Source organism: Streptomyces sp. NBC_01717 (assembly GCF_036248255.1).
In the GTDB taxonomy this organism is placed as follows: Bacteria; Actinomycetota; Actinomycetes; order Streptomycetales; family Streptomycetaceae; genus Streptomyces.
The window spans coordinates 7,698,903-7,722,747 of sequence record NZ_CP109178.1 but is presented as its reverse complement, the minus strand read 5'-3'; the positions used below and the strand labels follow the sequence as shown (position 1 = coordinate 7,722,747).

Annotated in this window: 25 protein-coding genes; 10 read left to right on the top strand and 15 right to left on the bottom strand. The window is 70.7% G+C overall.

Going from position 1 to position 23,845, the window contains the following annotated elements:
• Positions 1-53 precede the first annotated feature (53 nt).
• Both OHB49_RS34980 and OHB49_RS34975 read right to left on the bottom strand, forming a co-directional pair.
• The gene (locus OHB49_RS34980) at positions 54-614 is read right to left on the bottom strand and encodes a YbaK/EbsC family protein (RefSeq protein ID WP_329164890.1); all 561 of its coding nucleotides are present in this window, start codon (positions 612-614) and stop codon (positions 54-56) included.
• A 44-nt stretch (positions 615-658) separates the two neighbouring features.
• On the bottom strand, positions 659-1,231 hold the full coding sequence (locus tag OHB49_RS34975; protein ID WP_030976343.1) for a helix-turn-helix domain-containing protein: 573 nt from the start codon (positions 1,229-1,231) through the stop codon (positions 659-661).
• A 94-nt stretch (positions 1,232-1,325) separates the two neighbouring features.
• Here OHB49_RS34975 and OHB49_RS34970 point away from each other — a divergent pair, with 94 nt between their 5' ends.
• Positions 1,326-2,192 (top strand): DMT family transporter, encoded by an 867-nt coding sequence (locus OHB49_RS34970; protein ID WP_329166732.1) that lies wholly within the window; start codon positions 1,326-1,328, stop codon positions 2,190-2,192.
• A gap of 15 nt (positions 2,193-2,207) precedes the next feature.
• Here the strand turns inward: OHB49_RS34970 and OHB49_RS34965 are convergent, their stop codons facing one another.
• On the bottom strand, positions 2,208-2,948 hold the full coding sequence (locus OHB49_RS34965; protein WP_030921751.1) for an acyltransferase: 741 nt from the start codon (positions 2,946-2,948) through the stop codon (positions 2,208-2,210).
• Positions 2,949-3,125: 177 nt separating this feature from the next.
• Between OHB49_RS34965 and OHB49_RS34960 the strand changes: the two genes are divergently transcribed.
• Positions 3,126-3,656, top strand: a complete 531-nt coding sequence (locus OHB49_RS34960) for a gamma carbonic anhydrase family protein (protein WP_329164888.1) — start codon at positions 3,126-3,128, stop codon at positions 3,654-3,656.
• 41 nt (positions 3,657-3,697) lie between these two features.
• Here the strand turns inward: OHB49_RS34960 and OHB49_RS34955 are convergent, their stop codons facing one another.
• Positions 3,698-4,357, bottom strand: coding sequence for a DedA family protein (locus OHB49_RS34955; protein ID WP_329164887.1), 660 nt, complete (start codon positions 4,355-4,357; stop codon positions 3,698-3,700).
• 152 nt (positions 4,358-4,509) lie between these two features.
• Positions 4,510-4,947: a DUF4442 domain-containing protein gene (locus tag OHB49_RS34950; protein WP_030976335.1), complete on the bottom strand. Its 438-nt coding sequence runs from the start codon at positions 4,945-4,947 to the stop codon at positions 4,510-4,512.
• Positions 4,948-5,100: 153 nt separating this feature from the next.
• Between OHB49_RS34950 and OHB49_RS34945 the strand changes: the two genes are divergently transcribed.
• Entirely contained in the window at positions 5,101-6,231 is a 1,131-nt protein-coding gene (locus OHB49_RS34945) for a hypothetical protein (protein ID WP_329164885.1), read from the top strand.
• Positions 6,232-6,325: 94 nt separating this feature from the next.
• The gene (locus OHB49_RS34940; protein WP_443079592.1) at positions 6,326-7,651 is read left to right on the top strand and encodes an MFS transporter; all 1,326 of its coding nucleotides are present in this window, start codon (positions 6,326-6,328) and stop codon (positions 7,649-7,651) included.
• On the opposite strand, the gene OHB49_RS34935 is transcribed toward OHB49_RS34940, so the two are convergent.
• The 4 genes from OHB49_RS34935 to OHB49_RS34920 form a co-directional block, all read right to left on the bottom strand.
• Positions 7,613-8,458, bottom strand: a complete 846-nt coding sequence (locus OHB49_RS34935) for a spermidine synthase (RefSeq protein ID WP_030976329.1) — start codon at positions 8,456-8,458, stop codon at positions 7,613-7,615. The genes OHB49_RS34940 and OHB49_RS34935 overlap by 39 nt on opposite strands.
• Before the next feature lie 22 nt (positions 8,459-8,480).
• Positions 8,481-9,323 (bottom strand): patatin-like phospholipase family protein, encoded by an 843-nt coding sequence (locus OHB49_RS34930; RefSeq protein WP_030976327.1) that lies wholly within the window; start codon positions 9,321-9,323, stop codon positions 8,481-8,483.
• Positions 9,324-9,402: 79 nt separating this feature from the next.
• Complete coding sequence (gene tuf / locus OHB49_RS34925; RefSeq protein ID WP_329164884.1) at positions 9,403-10,578, bottom strand: elongation factor Tu; 1,176 nt, start codon at positions 10,576-10,578, stop codon at positions 9,403-9,405.
• Positions 10,579-10,672: 94 nt separating this feature from the next.
• Positions 10,673-10,840, bottom strand: coding sequence for a hypothetical protein (locus tag OHB49_RS34920; RefSeq protein ID WP_199919266.1), 168 nt, complete (start codon positions 10,838-10,840; stop codon positions 10,673-10,675).
• 241 nt (positions 10,841-11,081) lie between these two features.
• On the opposite strand from OHB49_RS34920, the gene OHB49_RS34915 reads away from it, so the two are divergent.
• Both OHB49_RS34915 and OHB49_RS34910 read left to right on the top strand, forming a co-directional pair.
• Positions 11,082-11,795 carry a TVP38/TMEM64 family protein gene (locus OHB49_RS34915; RefSeq protein WP_030976320.1) on the top strand — a complete coding sequence of 238 codons (714 nt, stop codon included), beginning with the start codon at positions 11,082-11,084 and terminating at the stop codon, positions 11,793-11,795.
• Positions 11,796-12,124: 329 nt separating this feature from the next.
• On the top strand, positions 12,125-12,997 hold the full coding sequence (locus OHB49_RS34910; protein WP_329164881.1) for an undecaprenyl-diphosphate phosphatase: 873 nt from the start codon (positions 12,125-12,127) through the stop codon (positions 12,995-12,997).
• Between the two features lie 330 nt (positions 12,998-13,327).
• On the opposite strand, the gene OHB49_RS34905 is transcribed toward OHB49_RS34910, so the two are convergent.
• The 3 genes from OHB49_RS34905 to OHB49_RS34895 form a co-directional block, all read right to left on the bottom strand.
• The gene (locus OHB49_RS34905; RefSeq protein WP_158711298.1) at positions 13,328-13,474 is read right to left on the bottom strand and encodes a hypothetical protein; all 147 of its coding nucleotides are present in this window, start codon (positions 13,472-13,474) and stop codon (positions 13,328-13,330) included.
• A gap of 286 nt (positions 13,475-13,760) precedes the next feature.
• Positions 13,761-14,333, bottom strand: coding sequence for an RNA ligase 1 family protein (locus OHB49_RS34900; RefSeq protein ID WP_329164880.1), 573 nt, complete (start codon positions 14,331-14,333; stop codon positions 13,761-13,763).
• 179 nt (positions 14,334-14,512) lie between these two features.
• Complete coding sequence (locus tag OHB49_RS34895) at positions 14,513-15,337, bottom strand: hypothetical protein (protein WP_329164878.1); 825 nt, start codon at positions 15,335-15,337, stop codon at positions 14,513-14,515.
• A gap of 434 nt (positions 15,338-15,771) precedes the next feature.
• Here OHB49_RS34895 and OHB49_RS34890 point away from each other — a divergent pair, with 434 nt between their 5' ends.
• From OHB49_RS34890 to lnt, 4 genes are all read left to right on the top strand, one after another.
• The gene (locus OHB49_RS34890; protein WP_329164877.1) at positions 15,772-17,577 is read left to right on the top strand and encodes a pectate lyase; all 1,806 of its coding nucleotides are present in this window, start codon (positions 15,772-15,774) and stop codon (positions 17,575-17,577) included.
• Positions 17,578-17,895: 318 nt separating this feature from the next.
• A complete protein-coding gene (locus tag OHB49_RS34885) occupies positions 17,896-18,759 on the top strand; it encodes a universal stress protein (protein WP_329166728.1) in 864 nt (287 codons plus the stop codon).
• Between the two features lie 149 nt (positions 18,760-18,908).
• Positions 18,909-19,403: a nuclear transport factor 2 family protein gene (locus OHB49_RS34880; RefSeq protein WP_030979579.1), complete on the top strand. Its 495-nt coding sequence runs from the start codon at positions 18,909-18,911 to the stop codon at positions 19,401-19,403.
• Between the two features lie 104 nt (positions 19,404-19,507).
• Complete coding sequence (gene lnt / locus OHB49_RS34875) at positions 19,508-21,154, top strand: apolipoprotein N-acyltransferase (protein ID WP_443079591.1); 1,647 nt, start codon at positions 19,508-19,510, stop codon at positions 21,152-21,154.
• Positions 21,155-21,167: 13 nt separating this feature from the next.
• On the opposite strand, the gene OHB49_RS34870 is transcribed toward lnt, so the two are convergent.
• The 3 genes from OHB49_RS34870 to OHB49_RS34860 all read right to left on the bottom strand — a co-directional run bounded on the left by OHB49_RS34870 (position 21,168) and on the right by OHB49_RS34860 (position 23,807).
• Positions 21,168-21,515, bottom strand: a complete 348-nt coding sequence (locus OHB49_RS34870) for a hypothetical protein (protein ID WP_030979575.1) — start codon at positions 21,513-21,515, stop codon at positions 21,168-21,170.
• A gap of 149 nt (positions 21,516-21,664) precedes the next feature.
• Positions 21,665-22,564, bottom strand: coding sequence for a Gfo/Idh/MocA family protein (locus tag OHB49_RS34865; protein WP_329164876.1), 900 nt, complete (start codon positions 22,562-22,564; stop codon positions 21,665-21,667).
• Between the two features lie 34 nt (positions 22,565-22,598).
• Positions 22,599-23,807: an FAD-dependent monooxygenase gene (locus OHB49_RS34860; RefSeq protein WP_329164875.1), complete on the bottom strand. Its 1,209-nt coding sequence runs from the start codon at positions 23,805-23,807 to the stop codon at positions 22,599-22,601.
• Between the last annotated feature and the right edge of the window lie 38 nt (positions 23,808-23,845).

Here is a 23,845-nt window from a genome sequence, read left to right as displayed (position 1 = left end):
ACAGTTGCGTCGGCCGCGACACCCCGACGACTTCGAACAGAGGCGTCGGCGCCTCACACCGTGACGCCGAGCCCCTCGACGAGCACCGCGTTCGGCAGGGCCGCGAGCGCCTTCCCCGGGACGATCAGCTTGCCCCGGCGGCTGCCGCTGCCGATCAGTACCCACTCCTCGTCCACCACTGCGGGATCGAGCAGCAGCGGCCAGCCGGCCGGGAGTCCGATCGGGGTGATGCCCCCGTACTCCATGCCGGTCTCGCCGACCGCCGTGTCCATGGAGGCGAACGACGCCTTGCGGGCGCCGAGATGCTTGCGGGCCGCCCCGTTCACATCGACGCGCGTGCGGGAGAGGACGACGCAGGCTGCCAGGGTGACCTCGCCGCCGCGCTTGCCGGCCACCACGACGCAGTTGGCCGACCGGTCGAGCAGGTCGGCGCCGTGGTGGGTGACGAAGACCGCCGTGTCCGCGATCTCCGGGTCCGTGTCGACATGGAGGATCCGGTCGGCGGAAACACCGCCCCACCCCTCGCGCACGGCCTCGGCGACCGGAGGGGTGAGGAGGTCGATGCGGTCGACGGCGGGGGCGGCATTCTCGAAGGTGCCGATGGGTGCGCGCATACGCGCCACGCTAACAGCGACCGCACGGCCGCCGATCGGGCGTCTCAGCGTACGGGCGGGATGGACACCGCCATCGTGAACTCGGCCGGTTCGGAGCCTTGGTTGCGGTAGGCGTGCGGGTGGTGGGCCTCGAAGGTGGCGGAGGTGCCCGCGGGTACGGAGTGGGTCTCGCCGTCGACTTCGAGGGTGAGCACGCCCGCCGTGACGTGGAGCAGTTCGACGGTGCCTTCGGGGTGCGGGTCGGAGGTGCTGCCGTCGCCGGGCATCAGACGCCAGGACCAGAGTTCGATCGGGCCCCTGGCCTCCGTACCGACGAGCAGGGTGGTGGAACTGCCCCCCTCGGTGGACCACATGCGCACCGCCTGACTCTCGGGCACCAGCCGGACATGCGATCCCTGTTCGTAGTCGAGCAGGGTGGTGATGCTGATACCGAGGGCGTCGGCGAGCTTGACCGTGGTGCCGACACTCGGATTGGTGCGCGCCTGCTCGATCTGGATGATCATGCCGCGGCTGACCCCCGCGCGCGCGGCGAGGGCATCCAGGGTGAAGCCACGTTCGCCGCGCCAGCGCTTGAGGTTGCGCGCGAGCGACTGGGTCAGCTGGTCGAGGTCAGACACGTTCCGTCCAATATTCTGGATGACAGAGTCAAAAATACTGCACTACGGTGTGGTGCACCCAACCGTTCACCGCACTGTACTGCGAGGCATGCCGATGACAGCACTGTTCGCCCTGGCCACCAGCCTGCTGTGGGGGCTGGCCGACTTCGGCGGCGGCCTGCTCACCCGGCGTACGCCCGCGCTCACCGTGGTCGTCGCCTCGCAGACCGTCGCGGCGGTCGTACTGGGCATCATCGTGGTCGCCACCGGCGGCTGGAGCGAGGCCGGCGGTCAGCTCTGGTTCGCCGTGGCCGCCGGTGCGGTCGGCCCGGTGGCCATGCTGAGTTTCTACAAGGCGCTGGCGCTCGGCCCCATGGGCGTCGTCTCGCCACTCGGCTCGCTGGGCGTAGCGGTGCCGGTGAGTGTCGGACTGATCATCGGCGAGCGGCCCGGGCTGCTGCAGTTCGCCGGAGTCGGCGTCGCGATCGCGGGCATCGTGCTGGCCGGTGGACCGGAGCTGCGCGGGGCGCCCGTGCAGCGACAGGCGGTGCTGCTGACACTGGTGGCAGCGTTCGGCTTCGGGGCGGTGATGTCGCTGATCGCGGAGGCGTCCACGACGGTCACCGGTCTGTTCCTGGCGCTCTTCGTGCAGCGCCTCACCAACATCGCGGTGGGCGGCGCGGCGCTGTACGTATCGGTACGGCGCGGGGCGCGCGCACTGCCCGCGGAGGGCGGGGCGGCCGTACTGCTGGCCGCGCTGCCCGCGCTGGCGTTCGTCGGCCTCGCCGATGTCGCGGCCAACGGCACCTACTCGATCGCCGCGCAGCACGGCCCCGTCACCGTGGCCGCCGTCCTGGCCTCGCTCTACCCGGTGGTCACGGCGCTGGCCGCCCGCGGCGTCCTGGGCGAACGGCTGCGCGGGGTGCAGGCGGCGGGGGCCGGGCTGGCCCTGGTGGGGACCGTACTGCTCGCCACCGGGTAGGAAGCCGAGCCGACCCTAGGGCCTTTCCTCGAGCTCCGCCACGGCCAACAGCTGTTCCGGCGTGACGTCGGCCGGGATCGGTACCGGAGCGGGCGTACGCAGGGGCGGCTGCCAGCCCTTCACCGGGTCCCAGCTGCGTACGACACGTGCCGGTGCCCCGGCCACCACCGCGTGGTCGGGTACCTCTCCGCGGACCACCGCACCTGCCGCGACCACCACGTTGCGGCCGAGCCGGGCCCCCGGCAGGATCACCGCGCCCGTGCCGATCCAGCAGCCCGGTCCGATGGCGACCGGCTCCATGCGTGGCCACTGTCTGCCGACCGGCTCGTGCGGATCGTCGTAACTGTGGTTGGTGGACGTGATGTAGACGTACGGCCCGCAGTACGTGTTCGAGCCGATGGTCACCGTGGTGTCGGCGACGACATGGCTGCCGCGGCCGAGCACCACACCGTCGCCCAGGGTCAGGATCGGCGCGGAACCGAGGTCCAGGTCCGGCATCAGTCCGGCGGTCAGGGTGACCTGCTCGCCGATGATGCAGTGGCCGCCGAGCTCGATCCAGGGCTCACCGAAGACGGTGCCTTGCGGAAAGGCCAGCCGGGTCCCCTCGCCGATGCGGCCGAACCGGAGCCCACCCGGATGCTGGGCGGTGATCGCGCCCGCTTCCTGGATCGCACGCCAGCCGCGGTGGACGGCGCGGGACAGGACACGGCGCCGCCAGGCGGTGAGGGATGAGAACGTGTTGCTGTTCTTCGGCACTCGCTCACGGTAGTCGGCACGGCCGGAACGATCACCGCGGTGTCCTGTGATGTTCACCCCACTCCGCGGGGCGTAGGGCCGTCGCATACCGTTCCCCTGGCTCGATCGAACAAGGGCGATCGAACAACGGCGGCCGGACCACGGGGCCGAACGAACCGGAACACGGAGGAACGGGCGATGGCAGAGCAGGCGTTGATCACGGGCTTGGGCGGCCACGAACCGGACATCGACGTGGCGGCCTTCACCGCACCGACGTCCGTCGTGATCGGCGAGGTCACCATGGCCGCGGGCTCCAGCGCCTGGTACCAGGCGGTGCTGCGGGCCGACTGCGCTCCCATCACCATCGGTACCGACAGCAACATCCAGGACAACTGCAGCGTCCATGCCGACCCCGGGTTCCCCGTCACGGTCGGCGAGCGCGTCTCGGTCGGCCACAACGCCGTACTGCACGGCTGCACCGTCGAGAACGACGTCCTGGTCGGCATGGGGGCCACGGTTCTCAATGGGGCGCACATCGGCGCCGGGTCGCTGATCGCCGCTCAGGCACTGGTCCCGCCGGGGATGCGGGTGCCGCCCGGTTCGCTCGTCGCGGGCGTGCCGGCCAAGGTCAAGCGCGAGCTGACCGAGGAGGAGCTCGAGGGCATCAAGTTCAACGCAGTGGGCTACGTCGAGCTGGCCAAGGCGCACCGCCAGGCGCACCAGGACTGACCGCCGTACGAGCCGCCGGCCCGAGCCGCCGGGCGGGTGGCTCAGTCCGCCGCCGGCACCGTTTCCGCTTCGGCTGCGGTGCGCTCCCCGGACTGCGCCGCCGCCTTCTTGGCGCGGCTCTTGAGGACCAGCATCGAGGTCAGCCCGATCAGCACCGCGACCACCAGTCCGAGCCAGGAGAAACGCTTCAGCCAGGCCTCGGCGACAACTCCCACCGAGTAGATGACGGCCGTGGTGCCGCCCGCCCAGACGATGCCGCCGAGCACATTGGCGATCAGGAACTTCCAGTACGGCATCCGCAGGACGCCGGCCAGCGGTCCGGCGAAGATGCGCAGCAGTGCGACGAAGCGGCCGAAGAACACCGCCCACATACCCCACTTCTGGAACGACCGCTCCGCCATGGCGATCTGGTCCGCACCGAAGTGTTTGGGGAACTTGCCGCCGAGCCAGGCGAGCAGCGGCCGGCCGCCCCTGCGCCCGATGGCGTACCCGATCGAGTCCCCGATGATCGCTCCGGCGGAGGCGCAGGCACCGAGGATCACCGGATTGATGCCGCTGTGCCCGGCGGCCAGCAGTGCCGCGCTGACGAGGACGATCTCACCGGGCAGCGGAATGCCCAGGCTCTCCAGACCGATGACGACGCCCACCAGGACGTACACGCTGACCGCGGGGACTGTCTCCAGCCACTCCTGGATGTGCAACGCCGGTTCCTCCCGTGCTGATGTGCTGTCGCCCGCCGGCAACATCGGCGCACGGCGGGCAGCCTACCCGTCCCACCAGCCGCCCGGACAGCGCGAAGGGCCGCCCCCGCCCTCGTCAGGGGTGGGACGGCCCAGGTCGGGCGGTGCGGTCCTCAGGCGTTCGGGCGGAGTGTCCAGACGACGGTCATCTCACCGGTCACCGCGCCGTCCGCGCGCTGGATCTCGATGGTGACGGGGAATTCGGGACGCTTGCCCTCGTCGAGTTCGGCGACGACGTCCGCCACCGGCCGACCCAGGGTCGCGGTCGCGGTGACGACGCCCATCGCCAGCTTCTTGTAGCCGATCTCCGCCTTCACGGCGAGGGGTACGGCGCGCGACATCTGGTCGCCGAAGGCGGCGATGACGATCGCACCGCTCGCCGACTCGGCGAGCGTGAACATCGCTCCGGCATGCGGCCCGCCGACGTGGTTGTGATAGTCCGCCTGGTCGGGCATGCGGACGACCGCACGCTCCGCGGTCGTCTCGAGGAACTCCAGATTGAGGGTCCTGGCCATCGGAACGGTGGCGACGAGCATGTCTCCGACTGTCATCTGTTCAGCGCTCATGCGCCGAATGTTACTCACGAGTAGAACCGTTTGACCATCCCCGCTCCCCTCAAGACGCCCACGAGGCGGCCGCCTTGACCGTTCCCTCGCGGGGGCGGCCGTAGCCGACCGGCCGCCGCCCCTCTATCGTTACTCGCCATGTGGCCAGGACAGCAGCCGCCCGGGGGCGAGCAGAACCCGCAGGACCAGAGTCAGAACCCGTACCAGCAGCCGGGGTACCAGCAGCCGAATCCCTATCAGCAGCCGGGATATCAGCAGCAGGGCCAGCCGGGGCAGCAGCCGGGTTACCCGCAGCAGGGGCAGCAGCCGGGCCAGCCCGGTTACCCGCAGCAGGGTCAGCCGGGTTACCCGCAGCAGGGGCAGCAGCCCGGATATCCGCAGCCGAACCCCTACCAGCAGCCGACCGTGCCGCAGTACGCGGTTCCCGGTCCGCCCGGTGCGCCGCAGCCGGGCGACAACAAGAAGAAGTCGACGACCGTCGTCGCGATCGTCGCGGCCACCGCCGTGGTCGTGGCTGCCGTGGTCACCGGTGTCGTGGTGATGAACAAGAACGACGACAAGGGCGGTACGGACGTCGCCGATGACGGGAAGTCGTCGTCCTCCCCGAAGCCGTCAGACGGCGCGTCCTCGCCCGAGGCGAACCCGCGAGGCACCGACGGTGACGCCAAGCCCCTCATCGCCGGCTGGAAGGTCGTCACCAACCCCAAGTGGGGCACCCAGTTCGACGTGCCCGGTGACTGGGAGGTCTCCGCACCCGGCATTTTCTCCGGCTTCGAGGACGACAAGAAGGGCGACGGGTCGCCCGCGGTCGGCTTCACCGCGCCGGCGTACTACAAGAGCAAGTGGTGCGTCGACGATCCCGACAAGGACGGCACCAAGGAGGACATGAGCCTGGCCGGTGTCGGCACCAAGGGCGCCCAGGGTGCGAAGAGCACCGACGAGGCCGCCACGAACGAGGCCGCGAACTGGGTGTGGGCCGCCTATGCGCAGCACATGCCGAAGGGCACCATCAAGATCGGCAAGCCCAAGCCGTACACCACCGAGTCCGGTGTCACCGGCAGTGTCGTCACGGCCACCGCGCCCGGCGTCACCAAGAAGAACAAGTGCGACAGCGACGGCAAGTCGATCGCGTTCTCCTTCAAGAACAAGAACGGTGAGTACTCCTCGTGGATCCTCTACGCCGGAGCGGACGTGGAGGGCGAACTTCCGGACACCACGATCCAGAAGATCCTCAGCACCTTGCGGCTCACGGAAGTCACCAAGCCCTGATGCACGTCTGACCGGCTCCTGATCCACATCCGCTCCGCGTACCGCCCGGGCAGCGCATTTGGCAGGTCGGGGTCCGGACAGGGATAGTCCCTTGGTGACTCCTGCTTCCGTTCCCCCGTCCCGAATGCGCCGCCCCGCCTGGGCCGGGCGCAACTACAGTCTGCTGACCGCCGCCGCGATCATCACGGGCCTGGGGACCCATGGCGCGTTGATCGCGGCGGCGTTCGCCGTGCTGGAGTCGGGCGGTGACGGCGGCGACGTCGGCCTGGTGGCCGCTGCCCGTACCGCGCCCCTGGTCGTGTTCCTGCTCATCGGCGGCGCCATCGCCGACCGATTGCCGCGCCACCGGGTGATGGTCGCGGCGAACGCCCTCAACTGCGTCTCGCAGGCCGCCTTCGCCTGGTTGGTCCTGGCCGGCGATCCGAAGCTGTGGCAGATGATGGTGCTCACCGCGGCGTGCGGCACCGGGCAGGCGTTCTTCAACCCGGCGGCCGAGGGCATGCTGATGTCCAGCGTCAGCGGCGAGCAGGCCAGCCGCGCTTTTGCTCTCTTCCGGATGTCGATGCACGGCGCCGCCATCGGTGGTGCGGCGCTCGGTGGCGCCATGATCGCGGCGATGAACCCGGGCTGGGTGCTGGCCGTCGACGCCGCGGCGTTCGCGGTGGCCGGGGCGCTGCGCGCCTTCCTCGATGTCGCTCACATCCCGTCGCGCGCACCGGGCGGCGGGCTGCTCTCGGATCTGCGCGAAGGCTGGCAGGAGTTCATCGGCCGCCCCTGGCTGTGGTCCATCGTGGCGCAGTTCTCCGTGGTGGTGGCGGTGGTCGGGGCCGCCGAGTCGGTGTACGGGCCGCTGGTCGCCAGGGACGAGCTCGGCGGCGCCCGCCCCTGGGGTTTCGCGCTCGCCGCATTCGGGGTCGGCACGTTGTGCGGGGCGTTGCTGATGATGCGCTGGAAGCCCCGGCGGCTGCTGCTCGCCGGGACGCTCTGCGTCTTCCCGCTGGCTCTGCCGTCGGCGGCGCTCGCGGTGCCGCTGCCGGTGGCCGGGCTCAGCGCGGTGATGTTCGTCAGCGGCATCGCCATCGAGGTGTTCGGGGTCTCCTGGATGACGGCCATGCACCAGGAGATCCCGGAGGAGAAACTGTCGCGCGTCTCGGCGTACGACTGGTTCGGATCGGTGGCGATGCTGCCGCTGTCCACCGCGGTCGCCGGTCCGGTGGAGGACCTGGTCGGACGAGGCCAGGCGCTCTGGGGCTGCGCCGTGCTGATCGTGCTGGTCACGGGGGCCGTGCTGTTCGTACCCGACGTACGCAACCTCACCCGCCGGACGGCCGCCACCGTGCCGGTGGCCGCGGGGCCGTCCGCCGCGGCCGGGAAGGCACCGTCAGCCGATGGTGAAGGCGCCGTCGGGCGGCTCGGGTGACGGCACCGCGTCCGCGTCCCCGACCGGCCGGGCCGCGCCGATGAGCCGGTCCAGCGCAACGCCGTGCTCGACCCGGGCCGGAAAGGCGTCGGCCGCGCAGCGGCGGGCCAGGGTCGCGATGTCGAAGGGACTGCGGGAGGCCACCAGGACGACATTCCCGAAGCGCCTGCCGCGCAGCACCGCCGGTTCGGCGATCACAGCGAGCTCGTCGAAGACGGCCGCGAAGTTGGCGAGCTGCGACCGGAGGAAGCCGAAGGGCGAGCTGTCGGCGAGGTTGGCGGCATAGAGGCCGTCGTCCCGCAGCGCCCGCCCGGCCGCCCTCGCATACTCGACCGAGGTGAGGTGCGCGGGCACCCGTGAGCCACCGAAGACATCCGCGATCAGCACGTCCACGGATGCGGCCGGTGTCTCCTCCAGCAGACCGCGGGCATCCCTGGCGTGCACGGTGACCCCACTGCCGTCGGGGACCGGCAGCTGCTCGGTGACGAGGTCGAGAAGGCCACGGTCGGCTTCGGCGACGATCTGCCGGGAGCCCGGTCGGGTCGCGACGACATAGCGCGGCAAGGTGAGTGCGCCGCCGCCGAGATGGAGTACGTCGAGGGGCGCGTCCGGCTCCCCGGCGCAGTCCAGGACATGGGCGAGCCGTCGCGCGTACTCGAACTCCACATGGGCCGGATCGTCGAGGTCGACGTACGACTGGGGTGCGCCGTCGACGGTGAGCAGCCAGGCCCGGTCCCGGTCCACATCGGGAAGCAGTCTGGCGGTGCCCTGATCCACGTCCCGGATCACAGGTATCGGCTCGTTCACCCTTCCATTGTGGGGTGCGGGTTCAGCCGCTCAGAACCGCGGCGACCTTCTCGGTGTACGTCGCGGACTGGGCGAGTCCGGCTCGCGCGGCGGCCGCCCGGCGGCTCGGGTCGAGGGGGTTGCGGCCGAATGCCTTCCTGGCGGCCGCGTCCGGGGTGATGACGGCGACCCGGGCGCCCCTCGCTTCGAGGTCGGTGGCCTGCGACCGGGGCGAGACGATCACCTTGTTGCCGGTGGCCGTCGGTGCGATGACAACGACGCGCTCGCATCCGGCCGCCAGATGGGCGTTGGCCGGGGAGTAGACCCCGCCGTCGATCCAGTCCTGGCCGTCGATGGTGGCAACCGGCCAGACCGCGGGTACGGCGCAGCTGGCGGTGACGGCGTCCGCGAGCGGGACACCGCTGTCCCTGTCGAACGTGTGGAGTTCCCCGGTGGTCGCGTGGACGGCGGTGATGCGCAGCTGCCGCTCGGGCCACTCGGGCGTCAGCAGCCTGCTCGCGATCAGAGCCCGCCGATCGGCGGCGGTGATTCCGGTCCGGGCCTCCCGCGCCATTCGGGCCAGCTTCCGCCCGTACGCCTCGGGGGTTCCCGCGGTCAGCACGGCCCGGGCGTAGCGCATGAGCGTGGCCGTGCCGAGCCTGCCACCGGTCTCGCCCTGCGGATCGGCGAGCTGGCGGGCGTACAGTTCCGGGAGGCCGAGTCCGGAGGCGAGCTGGGCGCCGACGACGGCCCCGGCGGAGCTGCCGATGATGAGGTCGGCGGTGGACAGGTCCGTACCCGCCTCGGCGAGTCCGTACAGGATCCCGGTCTCCCACGCGCTTCCGGTGACGCCGCCGGCTCCGAGCACCAGTGCAATGTCTGCCATGCCGTCAGTCTTGCGCATGGCAACGGACCCGCCCCCCTTGTGGCGCGGGGGCCGGGTCCGTTGCGTGGCCGGGTACCGATCAGAGCAGGGCGGTCACGGTGCCCGCGCCGACCGTGCGGCCGCCCTCCCGGATCGCGAAGCCGAGGCCGGACTCCAGCGGTGTGTCACGGCCCAGCTCGACGGTCATGGTGACCGTGTCGCCGGGACGAGCCACTGCCGCTTCGCCGAGGTCGATGTCGCCGACCACGTCCGCGGTACGGATGTAGAACTGCGGCCGGTAGCCGGTGGCCACCGGTGTGGTCCGGCCGCCTTCCCGCGCCGACAGGATGTACACCTGCGCGGTGAAGCGACGGCAGGGCGTCACGCTGCCGGGCGCCGCCACCACATGGCCGCGGCGGACCCGGTCACGCTCCACCCCGCGCACGAGCAGCGCCACGTTGTCGCCGGCCTGCGCGGATTCCATCGGCTTCCCGAAGGTCTCCAGACCGGTGACGACCGTCTCGATGTCCGCCCCGAGCACGGACACCCGGTCGCCGACGCGGACGGTGCCGCGCTCGACGGCCCCGGTGACGACCGTGCCCCGGCCGGTGATGGTCAGGACGTTCTCCACGGGCAGCAGGAACGGCGCGTCGGTGTAGCGCACCGGCATCGGTACGTACGTGTCGACTGCGTCCAGCAGCGCCTCGACCGACGCGGTCCAGCGCGGGTCGCCCGCCAGCGCCTTCAGACCCGACACCCGGACGACGGGGACGCCGTCGCCACCGTAGCCGTGCGCGGAGAGCAGCTCGCGGACTTCCAGCTCGACCAGGTCGGTCAGCTCGGGGTCGCCCGCGTCGGCCTTGTTGAGGGCGACGACGATGTGGTCGACGCCGACCTGACGGGCGAGCAGGACGTGCTCGGCGGTCTGCGGCATGATCCCGTCGACCGCGGACACGACGAGGATCGCCCCGTCGAGCTGCGCGGCGCCGGTGACCATGTTCTTGACGTAGTCGGCATGGCCGGGCATGTCGACGTGCGCGTAGTGGCGGGTGTCGGTCTCGTACTCGACGTGCGCGATGTTGATGGTGATGCCGCGCTGCGCCTCCTCGGGCGCCCGGTCGATCCGGTCGAACGAGACGTACGAGGTGCTGCTGCCGGCACGGTCGCTGAGGACCTTGGTGATGGCCGCCGTCAGGGTGGTCTTGCCGTGGTCGACGTGGCCCATGGTTCCGATGTTGAGGTGCGGCTTGGTGCGCACGTATGCCGTCTTGGGCATGGCTCGATTCCTTCTGGATACGAAGCTGAGAGAGAAGACCCCAGGGCCCTGCCGACCCTCCCCTTGCGGGGTCCGCCGGACTGTCGGGGGAGGGTCAGCTTCGGGCGCCGCCGAAGGGTGCTGCGGCAGCGGCGAACGCTGCTGCGTCAACTGCTGCTGCGGCAGCGGCGAACGCGGCGGCAACATCGACAGGGGGGACGACGGCAGCCTTCGGCGCGTCCGCGACTGCGGACTGCGCTGCGAGGAAGGCGTACCGGAACATGGGTCCGATCATGGCCGACGGCCGCGGAGCCGTCGAATGGTTTTCTCTCCGGTCGTTCCGGCAGCCCCGGTAAGGGAGTTCATCCCCCGGCCGGCGAACTTCGGAGCTGCTTCATGTCCACGCACCCACAGCGGTGGGAGCCGGCACCTGGCACCGCCGCCGAAGTCTCTTGCTGCCGACGGGGCGGCCCGTACGGGGCACATTACGGCGATCACACAAGGGTGTCGGTTAGTCTCCCCGAATGCTCGACCCCCTCCCCGACGCGCGGTCCGCCACCGGCCTGGCCGTGCGCTGTTCGAGGGCGCTGCGCTCGCCCTGGTCCCGGTTCTCGCTGCTCGTGGTGTTGCTGCTGGCCGCTGCGGCAGCGATGCTGCTGCTCGAACCGCAGCGGTTGCTGGCCACCGGCTGGCCGACCCGGTTGAGCAGCGGCGGCACTGCGGTTGCGCTGTTCGGCGTCGCGTACGGGGTGTGCACCGTGGCATTCGTGCCGCGGCCGCTGCTCAATCTGGCCGCGGGGGCGCTCTTCGGTTCGCAGGCCGGTCTGGCCGCCGCGCTGGCGGGCACCGTGCTGGGCGCGGGCATCTCGTTCGGCCTGGGCAGGGTGCTGGGGCAGGACGCGCTCCGTACGCTGCTGCGCGGGCGCTGGCTGAAGGCGGCGGACGGGCAGTTGAGCCGGCACGGCTTCCGTTCGATGCTGGCACTGCGGCTCTTCCCTGGCGTGCCGTTCGCGGCTGCCAACTACTGCGCCGCGGTGTCGCGGATGGGGTATCCGCCGTTCCTGATGGCCACCGGGATCGGTTCCGTCCCGAACACCGCCGCATACGTCGTCGCGGGCAGCGAGGCCTCGTCGCCGACGTCGCCCGCGTTCCTGGCCGCGATGGGCTTCATCGTGCTGACCGGGATCGGCGCGGCCGTCGTGGCCTGGCGCAAGCGGCACCGTCTCGGCGCGAAATGACCGGCCCGCAGGGCAAGCGGCACGGTTCCGACGGGGAATGATCCGCGGGCGGCGCCGGCGCAACCGTCCCGACGCCGAACGACCTGGCGGGCGATGTCGGCGGACCGCCTGTGCGCCCGCTGAACGGCACCGGGCACAGCGCCGGCTCCGGTCGATCGCCGGGGGCAGCCGTCACCCCGTTCACCCAAGGGCGATACGCTTCCCGCGCACGACAGACGATCATCGGGCCCGCCGTGGCCCCTGCCTCACATGACCGCACTCCGCACGTTGCCGACGGCCCTGCTGTCCGTCGGCCGATGCACGATGACTTCCGGGATGGCCAAAGCCCCATGAGCTGGTTCGAATCGTTCGTCCTGGGCCTCGTTCAGGGACTGACCGAGTTCCTGCCGATCTCCTCCAGCGCGCACCTGCGGCTGACCGCTGCGTTCGCCGGCTGGCACGACCCGGGTGCGGCGTTCACCGCCATCACCCAGATCGGCACGGAGGCGGCCGTCCTCATCTACTTCCGCAAGGACATCGCGCGGATCGTCTCGGCCTGGTTCCGCTCGCTGACCAACCGGTCGATGCGCAGCAACCACGACGCCCAGATGGGCTGGCTGGTCATCGTCGGCTCCATCCCGATCGGCGTCCTCGGCGTGACCTTCAAGGATCAGATCGAAGGCCCCTTCCGCGACCTGCGGCTCATCGCCACCACCCTGATCGTCATGGGCATCGTCCTCGGCATCGCCGACCGTCTCGCAGCCCGGGACGAGACCGGCGGCAAGCACCGGGCCATCAAGGAGCGGAAGTCCCTCAAGGAGCTGGGTGTCAAGGACGGTCTGATCTTCGGCTTCTGCCAGGCGATGGCCCTGATCCCGGGTGTCTCCCGCTCGGGCGCCACGATCAGCGGTGGTCTGCTGATGGGCTACACCCGCGAGGCGGCGGCCCGCTACTCGTTCCTGCTCGCGATCCCCGCGGTGCTCGCCTCGGGCGTCTTCGAGCTGAAGGACGCGGGCGAGGGGCACGTGTCGTGGGGGCCGACGATCTTCGCGACGTTCATCGCCTTCGGCGTGGGGTACGCCGTCATCGCGTGGTTCATGAAGTTCATCACGACCAAGAGCTTCATGCCGTTCGTCATCTACCGGGTGCTGCTGGGCGCGCTGCTGTTCGCCCTGGTGGGGGCAGGTGTATTGAGCCCGCACGCGGGTGAGTCGGCGGGCTGAGGGCTATTCGGGCGTTCCGGCGACGCCGCGGGGTGCCGGAGCTGTCGTCGAGCGCCCGCCGGGGATTACGGGACGGCCCTCAGTACGGCTTCGATCCTGGCCAGGGCGGGGTGAGCGACCTGGGACGGTGGTTCAGCCAGGTCGCCTCGCGCGATACGCGGCGACCTGGCCTCCTGGCCGGAGCCCCACCACCTGCACCTCTGAAGGATGGGTGGGGTCCGACCAGTCCACCGCCTCATGGGCGGAGGTAACCGCTACCTGTTCATGTGGGGCCGTGAGGACGAATCCATCTCCTCGTGACCGCTGACGCCCGTGCGGGAGGGGGATGCGTCAGTCGGTGTCGGCTGCCGGCAGGTCGGGGGGCGCGACGAACAGGCCCGCGTACTGCGGCCGCGGCCGCTCGACAGGGTCGAGGGCAACCGTCGTGCCTATGTCCTCGGCGCTGTCGTCCGCGCGGCGCGGTGAAGCGTCAGCCATCAAGTCTCCTGTGCATAGCGGTCGTTGTGAGGGCGCCGAGCCCGAGAAGGCTGCGGCTGGTGTCCGGCGACGGTGCCTCTGCATCACTCCGGCGGCACACCAGGGCGTCCGGAACATCCGGCGGGGCCTGCAGGGAGTATCCACCAGGACACGTCCGGCCGACAGCACCGGGCCTGCCGCCCCGCCCGTCCGTACCGTCCCTGCCGTCACCGCCGGGCGGCTGAGGAGCTGCCGATAGCGTGCACCGAAAGGGGATACGGGCCCGTGGGCCGGGTCGGCACCGGCCTCATGGCCGGTCCGGGGTGAAGTCACGCGCCTTGATCTTCGCCATCCGCCCGTCGGGGTGGTGCCAGACGATTCCCTCGCACCCGTCGGCCGTGGCCAGGGCCAGCGCGGCGCTCCGGATGCCCTCGAAGGTCAGCTCCGGCACGGCGACGTCCCGCGCGAGGGCATGCTCGACAAGGCGATGGAGGTCACTGCGTTCCGGGTTTCCGTTGATCTTCGGGCCGACCAGTTCGAAGGTCCCGGTGATCCCCTCGCAGGGTCCGATGTTCCGGACCGCCTCTGCGTGGAACTTCGCGAATGAAGACTGACCGATCGGTTCCCAGCCGACCGTCTTTCCGGTTGCGTCGTCGGTGGAGATGACCACGTAGTTCGGCGGCGGTGGCTTGCCGGGTCTCACCTCGCGCCGTGCCCACCAATCGCCTGCTTCGTCGAGCATCACGCACGTGCCGTCGTACTTGCGGGTCGCGCGCCCCTCCCCGGCGAGCACCCACTCGCAGCCGAGCGTCACCTCCGGCAGCACGCGCGCGGGGCGAGTGGCGAAGTCGCGGACGAACATAGTGGGAATCTTGTTCATGCCGGAAGTCTCCCGGATGACCGGCCGGCCCGCACGGGCATTCCGCTCACGCGGCGATCCACGCCTACGGACGGGCAGTTGTCCCGCTTCGGTGACCCTGCTCATCGGTTCACCACCACCAACCGGCGGACGGCCACCACACGGGTCGAAGATCAGGCCGACCCTCCGTGGGCGACACGTCAGTACGCCACGACAGCCCATGTCAGCGCCCCGACGACGGCCACCGCGTAGCACCCGACAGCGGCGCGGACGAGGGTGCGCCGGGTGGATTCGCTCCACGGTGTGCCGGCCAGCACCCTGGCCAGCATGGGCAGCACAAGGATCGCGTGCAGGCTGACTCCGTGCAGCGGTTTGAGTGATGCCGTGGAGGCGTAGCCGGCCAACTGGTGCCCGGTACGCGTCAGATAGACACCGCGGGCGATCATCGCAGCGCCCGCCAGCAGCCCGACGACAAGGATCGCGAAACCGGCGCGCAGCGCGAGCGCCATACCGGTCGGACCTTCGGGGCGCCGGACGAACGAGGCCACCGCCAGGACGGTAAGAATGACGACCAGCACTGCCCCGCCGACGGCCAGCGACATCGAGACCGCCGTGTCGAAGGGGGTCTCCATGTTGAAGTGGGACGGTACGCCGCGCCAGGCCTGGAGTGTGATGCCGACGACCTCCAGCACGCAGTCGGCGGCGAACACCGCGAGCAGCACGGTACGGGTGCGGGCGCGTAGGCGTACGTACGAGGCCACCCAGCAGATCGCGATGAGCGTCAGGCCGAAGGAGAGCCCGAAAGTGACGGGCTTGCGCCAGGAGACCGGGCCGTCCCAGGGGCCGCCGTCGACGGCGAAGACGATCAGATGCAGCAGCCCGGAGACGACGAGCGCCGCGCCGGTCGCGTGACACAGGCGCTCCACCGGGCTCGACTTCCGCCCCGTGGGCGCGGTAGGCGGCGTGTCGGGCGTGCTGCTGCGGACCGGTTCCGTCCTGGTGGATGCGGCGGGCTCGTTCTCCATGTCCGGAGCATCCCTCGGGGGGTGTGCGGCCGTCGTCGTACGTCCGGAGGCAGTCGCCGTACGCCCTCCGGAGTACCGCGATCACCCCTCGCCGGACGACCTTAAGCCGTGGCCACCGCGTCACTCAAGGGGGCTGCGCATATCTCTGCGTGACGACCAGCGGGCTCCGCCCGGACGCTCAACTTGACTCGTGGTGTCCAGATAGCCGAACTAATGCGTCGCATATGACCGATTGACTACCCCCGTGCTCCACATACATGAACGCTGTTGTTGTGTGTGACCTCTTGGCTCCGCCATCACATGGTGCTAGAACTCCTTTCGCATGGAGAGCGAGATCCTCGGATCACGCTGCGTCATGCCCAGGACCGCCTCCCCGCGGCCCTTCATTCGCGTTTCGCCACCAGAGTGGAGGCAGTCGTTCGATGCATTTGCCAGTGAGCCGCCGCAATTTCTCCCGCCTCGCTGTCGCACCGGCAGCGGCACTTGTGATCGGGTCGGCCGGGCGCGCCTCGGCCGCCGGCACCACGCCCCGCACCGCTCCCGCTCCCGCCACCCCACGGACGCGCGGCGAGGTCGCTGCAGCGGTCGGCCGCGTCACCACGTTCATGGACGAGCACGTCTCCTACGGCGGCGGCTACGTCTGGAGCTACCTGCCGGACCTCTCGACCACCTGGGGCGAGATGGAAGCCCGGCGCACCATGTGCTGGATCCAGCCGCCCGGCACCCCGTCCGTCGGCCACAGCCTGCTCGACGCCTACCACGCCACCGGATCGGAGGCCTGCTACCGAGCGGCCAAGCGCACCGGGCTGGCCCTTGTCGACGCCCAACTGGCGTGCGGCGGCTGGAACTACATCCACGACACGGCGGGCCAGGGGTCGCTGCGGAAGTGGTACGAGACCATCGGCGCCAACGGGTGGCGTCTCGAGGAGTTCCAGCACTTCTACGGCAACGCCACGTTCGACGACGCGGCGACCTCGACCGCCGCTCAGCTGATCCTCCGGCTCCAACTGGAGCGGCCGCACCCCAAGTTCGAGGCCTCCCTGGACCGTGCGATCCGCTTCGTCGTCGCGGCGCAGTACCGCGGCGGTGTCGCCGACGGCGGCTGGCCACAGCGTTTCCCGGCCTTCTCCGGCTCCGTCAAGCAGACGCCCTGGCCGGACGAGCTGCCGTCGTGGCTGCCGTCCGGCATCCGGCACGGCATGGAGGACGGCGACTACACCGGACATGTGACCTTCAACGACAACGTGCTCGGCGAGAACATCAAGTTCCTGCTGATGTGCATCACCGCCCTTGGACGCCGGGACCTGATCCCCAACGTCAGGCGGGCCATGGCCTGTCTCCACCGCATGCAGCAGCCTGGTCCGCAGGCCGGCTGGGGGCTCCAGCACCTCGCCCGCGCAGCAGGCGGCCGACCGGCCGGCGCTCCCGCCGGCGCCCGGTCCTACGAGCCGCGGTCACTGGTCACCCACACCACTCAGACCAACGTGTCGCAGCTCTTCGCCTACTTCCGGCTCACCGGTGACCATGAGTTCCTGCGCCGCGTCCCGGACGCCATAGCCTGGCTGGAGAGCTGCCGGCTCACGGACCAGCAGAAGGCGGAGAACCCGCTGCTGGCCTCCAGTACACACCCGACCTTCGTCGAACTGGGCACCAACCGCGCCCGCTTCGTACACCGCTTCGGCTCCAACATCCGCAACGGCGCCTATTACAACGACTACGACCACCGGGACACCCCGAGCCACTACGGCGGCGGCCGCAAGGTCGACACCGCCGCGCTGCACGCGACGTACGAGGAGCTCATGGGGATGAGCCGGTCCGAGGTCGCCGACCTCAAGGCCCGCTCGCCCCTCTCCGCCCACGGCAGGCGTGAGCTGCCGGACTACTTCTCGATGAGCGACCTCAGTCTCGACGACCTGTTCCGGGACGCCGATCTGTCGCTGCCGACCGTGACCCGGGCAGAGGCCGATGCCGTCGTCGAGGGACTCGGCGGCCGCGATCACTGGCTGACACCGATCGGTTCGATCACCAACCCCTACCAGGGTCCGGCACCCGCGACGCCGTACGACGGCAAGGCCTATATGAGCCGCAATGTGGGCGACGTCTACGACACCTCGCCCTACGACCCGCTCAAGCCGCCGTTGGAATCCCCCTATACGCCGCAGGACAGTCCGCTGGGCATCACCACGTCGGACTTCATCGAGAATCTGGGCACCCTCACGGCGTACATCGCCGGCAGCTGATACGCCCGCCGCTCCTCCATGAGGGCGGCCGTTGCCCGATCGCCCTCAATCGAAGCGCGTCGCAGAAGTCCCGAAGCCGACAGTCCAGAGAGACCGGAGAGACCGGAAACCTGTCTGCTCGTGCCCTTCCGCGACGCGCTTCAGCGCTTCGCACCGCTTCGCAGTTCACACTCCGGCTGCTCCTGCGCCGGACGCCGACCGGCCGTAGCGTACGGAACACGACCGGGGTGATACGGGGCGGACACGGCCGAAAGTCCCTGCCGTATGCCCCGTACACGTACAGCCTGGGACGTGTACCGCTGGACCCTGGAGGACTCCATGACCACCGCCGAGCTTCCTGTGATCGCCGCCGTCGACGGTTCATGGCGTAGCTACGCGGCGCTCGAGTGGGCCGCGCGCGACGCCGTCCGGCGAGGGCTTCCGCTGACGATCGTGCATGTCAGGCCGCTCAATCGGCGTACCAGCCAGGAGGCGCAGCGGCGCGAGGCCGAGGAACTGCTCGCGGAGTCCGTGGGCCGGGTGGCGCAGGTCGCTCCGACCCTGCACACATCGACCCTCGCCCCGATGGACTTCCCGGCGGCGGCGCTGACCGCGCTGAGTGAGCACGCGTCGTTGCTGGTACTGGGCTCGCGCGGGCTGGGCGGGTTCCGGTCACTGCTGATCGGCTCGAACAGTCTGACGACCGCCTCGATGGCCAGGTGTCCCGTCGTCGTCGTTCACACCGGCCGGGCGGACGAGGAGGGGGCGGAGGCGGCGGAGACATTCTCGGACATCGTCGCGGGGGTGGCCGCCGACGAAAGCAGTGAGGCGGTGCTGGACTTCGCGTTCGAGGCCGCCATGACCCGGCCCGGAGCGCGCCTGCGGATCGTGCACGGCTGGACGATGTTCTCGTCGATGCTCTCCGGTGGCCCCGTCTTCGACCGGGATGCGGCGGCAGGCGCGGCCGAGCGGACCCTCGCGGAGCTCACCGCCGGGCTGCCGGAGAAGTATCCGCAGGTCGAGGTTGTGCAGGAGCCGGTCCACGGATCCGCGTCCCACACCCTGGTCACGGCGTCGGCGACCGCCGCCCTCACGGTGATCGGACGGCGCAAGGGCGGCGAGGAGCTTGGATTCGGGCTGTCGCCGGTGGCGCAGACGACACTCACTCATGCGCTCGGACCGGTGGCCGTGGTCCCCTGCTGAGACGGGCACGGGCGGTCCGGGTTCCGGCCGTGGCGTTCTTCTCGTCCGAGCTCCCGGTCCGGGGTTCCGGGGGACCGAATCATGGTCGGACATGGCGCCGCGCGTGCACAGCCCTTGGCGTCTGCGGTCGGCGGGCACACACTGGCCGGATGACGCAGCGCGTGGCTCTCGCGACCGTGATGGACCAGCTGTCCATCGACGCAGTGATCACCGGCTATGCGGTGGCGGTGGACGACGGCTCCTGGCAGGACTACCGGGACCTGTTCACCCCGGACGGCCGCGCCGACTATCGCAGCGCGGGAGGTGTCGAGGGGCCCGCCGCCGAGGTCGCGCACTGGCTCGCGGAGACTATGCGGCTCTTCCCCGTGCGCCAGCACCTGATCGTCAACCGCCGGCTCGACCTCCAGGACCTGGGCGGCTACCCCGGTGACCGCGCCGACGTACGGGCCGACTACCTGAACCCCATGCGGCTGGAGGGTGCGCAGGACGGCGGCGCCGCAGCCCCCGACACCACCGCACCGAACTTCGCCTCCGGCGGCCGGTACGCCTTCGGACTTCTGCGTACGGACGTCGGCTGGCGGATCCGTACCGTGACCGTCCACGAGAAGTGGCGCAGCCTCTCCGGCTCCCTTGCCCCGAGCTGAGCCGCGCAGGCTCACATCCGCCCTGGCCGCACCCGTTCCGCTCCCCCCACACTGGGTAAGGAGAAGGGCACCACTGCTCACCGGTCAGGTCGAGGAGGCGCGGTATGCGGATTCCGGTCGGTCGGCGTGAGCAGCGGGAGCGGATGCTCCGGTCACCCTGGTGGCGCGGCGGTGGAGCGCTGCTCGCCGGGGCACTGCCCGCGCTCGCCTTCCCGGCCCCGTCGCTGTGGTGGTTCGCGTATGTCGCGCTGGTGCCCTGGCTGCTGCTGATCCGCTCGGCCGGTACCGCGCGCCGGGCGGCGCTCGACGGCTGGCTCGGCGGGACGGGCTACCTGCTCGCCGTGCACCAATGGCTGATGCCGAGCCTGCATGTGTTCATCGTCGTTCTCGCCGCGCTGCTAGGTCTGCTGTGGGCGCCCTGGGGCCTGCTGGTGTCAAGGATGCTCGGTGGCGCCCCGTCCGTCGCGACGGCCGCGGCTGCCGTGATGGTGGTGCCTTCCGGCTGGCTGATCATCGAACTGGCCCGCTCCTGGGAGGGTCTCGGCGGTCCCTGGGGACTCCTCGGTGCGAGCCAGTGGCAGGTGCCCGCGGCGCTCCGGGTGGCATCGGTCGGCGCCGTGTGGCTGGTGAGTCTTCTGGTGGTGGCGGTGAACACCGCGGTCACCCTGCTGCTCCTGACACCCGGCGCACGGGCGGCCGCGGCGGTCGCCATCGTGGTGTGCGCGCTGGCCGTGGGCGCGATATGGACGTGGGCGCCGCAGCCGGAGCAGTCGGGCGTGGCCCGGATCGGCGTCGTGCAACCGGGGGTCGTTTCGGGGCCGAACAGCGTGGCGCTCCGCTTCGCGCGCAGCGAGCAGCTGACCCGCACACTGGCGGGCCGCGACGTCGATCTGGTGGTGTGGGGCGAGAGCAGTGTCGGCCAGGATCTGTCCCGTCGGACGGACCTGACCGCGCGGATCGCGAAACTCTCGCGCGAGGTCGGCGCGGATGTGCTGGTGAACGAGGATGCCCGGCACACCGGCACGTCGGGCCGGACGGGGATATTCAAGAGCGCGGTGCTGGTGGGGCCGGACGGCCCGACCGGGGACCGCTACGACAAGATGCGTCTGGTGCCGTTCGGTGAGTACATCCCGGCCCGTTCGGTGCTCGGCTGGGTGACGTCGGTGGGCAAGGCTGCGGGCGAGGACCGGCTGCGCGGCACCCGGCAGGTGGTGATGTCCGTTCCCGAGCCGCCGCGCACGGACGGCTTCACCGGGTCCCCCACCGAGGTCCGCTCCCCGGAGCACACTCTGCGGATCGGGCCGCTGGTCTGCTTCGAGTCCGCGTTCCCCGACATGAGCAGGCGGCTGACCCGAGACGGGGCACAGTTGCTGATCGCCCAGTCGTCGACCGCTACGTTCCAGCACACCTGGGCACCGGAGCAGCACGCCTCGCTCGGCGCGCTGCGGGCCGCCGAGAACGGCCGCCCGATGGTGCATGCCACGCTCACCGGCATCAGCACGGCGTACGGCCCGCAGGGCAGGCGCGTCGGCACGCCGCTGGGCACGGATACGAGCGGGGCCGCCGTCTTCGACGTACCGCTGGCCAGTGGCAGCACCCTCTATGTGCGGCTGGGCGACTGGCCGGTGTACGGCGCGCTTGCCGTGCTGGCGGCATTCTGCGCCTATGAGGGCAGCCGGTCACTGCGGCGGCGCAACCCGGTGGAGCGGGTCGGTGCCGTGGGTCCGAAGGCCGGGGTGCGCGGTCCCTGACCGGGCACCCACGCTATGACGGGCCGTTCACGGAGACGATGTGCCCCTGCGCGTCGACGGTGAGCGCGACCCGCTCGACCTTGTTCCTCACGGCGAGCACCATCCACACGGCCCCCCACAGGAAGCAGCTGAACACCATCAGGAGTGCGTGCAGCACATGGTTGAGCGGCTGCCCCCTGACCATCACGACCTGTGTCTCGGCCCGGGACTCCACACGCCAGCCGGTCGCGATCCGCTGATTGACCGCCCAGTCGAGGATCAGGCTTCGCTGTGTCGCGTCGGGGGGCCGCTCGTCCGCCGCGTAGTAGCCGGGCGGTGGCTGAAGGGCACCCCATCCCTGTGGCTCGTCGTGAGGCTTCACGAGGTCACCTCCACGGGCCGGCGGTCCATTGCCCTCAGCCTGCCCCGGGGCCGAGCGGGACGCATCCGGAGCGGAACGAAACCCGCCCTGACCTGCGGATTCCACTGTGGGCGGTCCGCTGCGACGCAGTGCGCCGGGGGCCCCGACCTCTAGGCGCAGTCCAGGTCACGCAGGATGCGCTCGCACAACTCGTGGGTCTCAAGAGCGTCCCGGGCGCTCAGCAGCTTTCCGGCCCGCACGGCGTCCAGGAAGGTCAGCACGCCCTGTTCGATGCCGCGCTGGCGGGCGACCGGCACCCAGTCGCCACGTCGCCGGACGCTCGGCTGCCCCTTGTGGTCGATCACCTCTGCGAGGTTCACCACCTCGCGTTTGGAGTCCTGCCCGGAGACCTCGAGCCGCTCCTCCGTCGAGCCGCTGAGCCGGTTCATCGCGCCGATGGCGGTGAACCCGTCGCCGGACAGCTGCAGCACGACGTGGTGCATCAGCCCGTCGCGGATCCTGGCCCGTACGACGGTGTGCTCGACCGGGCCCGGCACCAGGAAGCGCAGGGTGTCGACGACATGGATGAAGTCGTCGAGCACCATCGCCCGCGGCTCCTCGGGCAGACCCACCCGGTTCTTCTGCATCAGGATCAGTTCGCGGGGGTGCTCGATGCACTGCGCGTAGCCGGGCGCCAGCCGCCGGTTGAAGCCGACGGCCAGGCTGACACCGCGCTCCTCGGCGAGGTGCACCAGCCGCTCGGAATCGGCGAGTTCGTAGGCGAGCGGCTTGTCGATGTACGTGGGCACACCCGCGTCGAGAAGCCGGCCGGCGATCTCCGGGTGCACGGAGGTCGGGGCGTGCACGAACGCGGCGTCCAGGCCCACGGCGATCAGCGAGTCGAGGTCGGTGTGGCGCTGCTCCGACGGGATCCGGTGGGTCTCGGCGACGGCGGCCAGGGTGGCGGGGGAACGGGTCTGCAGATGCAGTTCGACCCCGGGCAGGGTGGTGAGTACCGGCAGATACGCCTTCTGCGCGATGTCGCCGAGCCCGATGCAGCCGATCTTCACAGGGGTCTCCCTCTAGCCCATGACCCGCCCGTGGCTACCACTGCGACATGGGCGTGTCCTTCGTCCCGGCAGCATACGTGTGCTGCGGAGGCCGCCAGTCGGCGATGCCGTCGAAGGTACGCAGGACGAGGCCGGGCCCGAAGCGGGAGACGGCGGACATCAGGGTGTCGCGCAGCACGACGGCTGGAGGGCTGGTCAGGCGCATCAACCGGGTCGCCTGGGCGGCCTTGCGGACGATGCCGCCCGTCCGCGGGACCCGGTCCACGCTGTACGCGGCGAGGGCCGCCGCCAGATCGCCTTCGGGCGCCGCGTGATGGGCGAGCACGATGCCGTCCTCGATGGCCTGGTTGCCGCCCTGACCGAGTGTGGGCGCCATGGCGTGGGCGCAGTCGCCGACCAGGACGGTACGGCCTCGGTGGAACGCCGGCAGAGGGTCGATCAGATGGTGCACGTCGTTGCGGAGAATCCGGTCGGGTTCGACGGCGGCGATGATTCCGGGGATCGGGTCGTGCCAGCCGCCGAACCGGTGCAGCAGCTCGGTCTTCTCGTCGTCGGCCCGCTCTCCGGCGGGTGCGACCGCGGCCGCGTACGCGTAGACCCGGCCGTCCTTGAGCGGCTGGGTACCCCAGAGGGCGCCGCGGCCCCAGGTCTCGTGCGGGGCGAAGGGCTTCCCGCGCGCGGGGACGACGACCCGCCAAGTGGTGAAACCGGCGTACGACGGTCCGGGGTGCGCGGGGAAGAGCAGGGAGCGTACGGCCGAGTTGATGCCGTCGGCGCCGACGACGAGGTCGGCCTCGATGTTCCCGGCCGGCGTCGCGACGACGGCCCGGGCGCCGCCCACGGTGCCCGGGTCCAGGAGTTCCGCCGCCGTCCCGGTACGGATGGCGGATGCGGGCAGTTCGGCGGCGAGGACATCGATCAGGGTGGCGCGGTGCACCAGGACGATCGGGCCGCCGAACCGCTCGGTCGCGGCTGCGCTGTCGGTCCGGGCGAGCCAGCGGCCGTCCGGTCTGCGCATACCGCCGTCGCCCTGCCAGGCGGCCAGGGACCTGATCCGGTCACCGAGGCCGATCACGTCCAGGGCGCGCTGGGAGTTGGGCGCGAGGCCGATACCGGCGCCGACGGGCTCCAGGGAGGCGGCCCGCTCCAGGACGGTGACCTGCCAGCCACGCCGGTGCAGGGCCACGGCGGCGGTCAGACCGCCGATCCCGCTGCCGATGACGACCGCATGCGGTTCGGCCATGACTCCCCCTCGGAACTACAGGTGTAGTGACAGAGTCA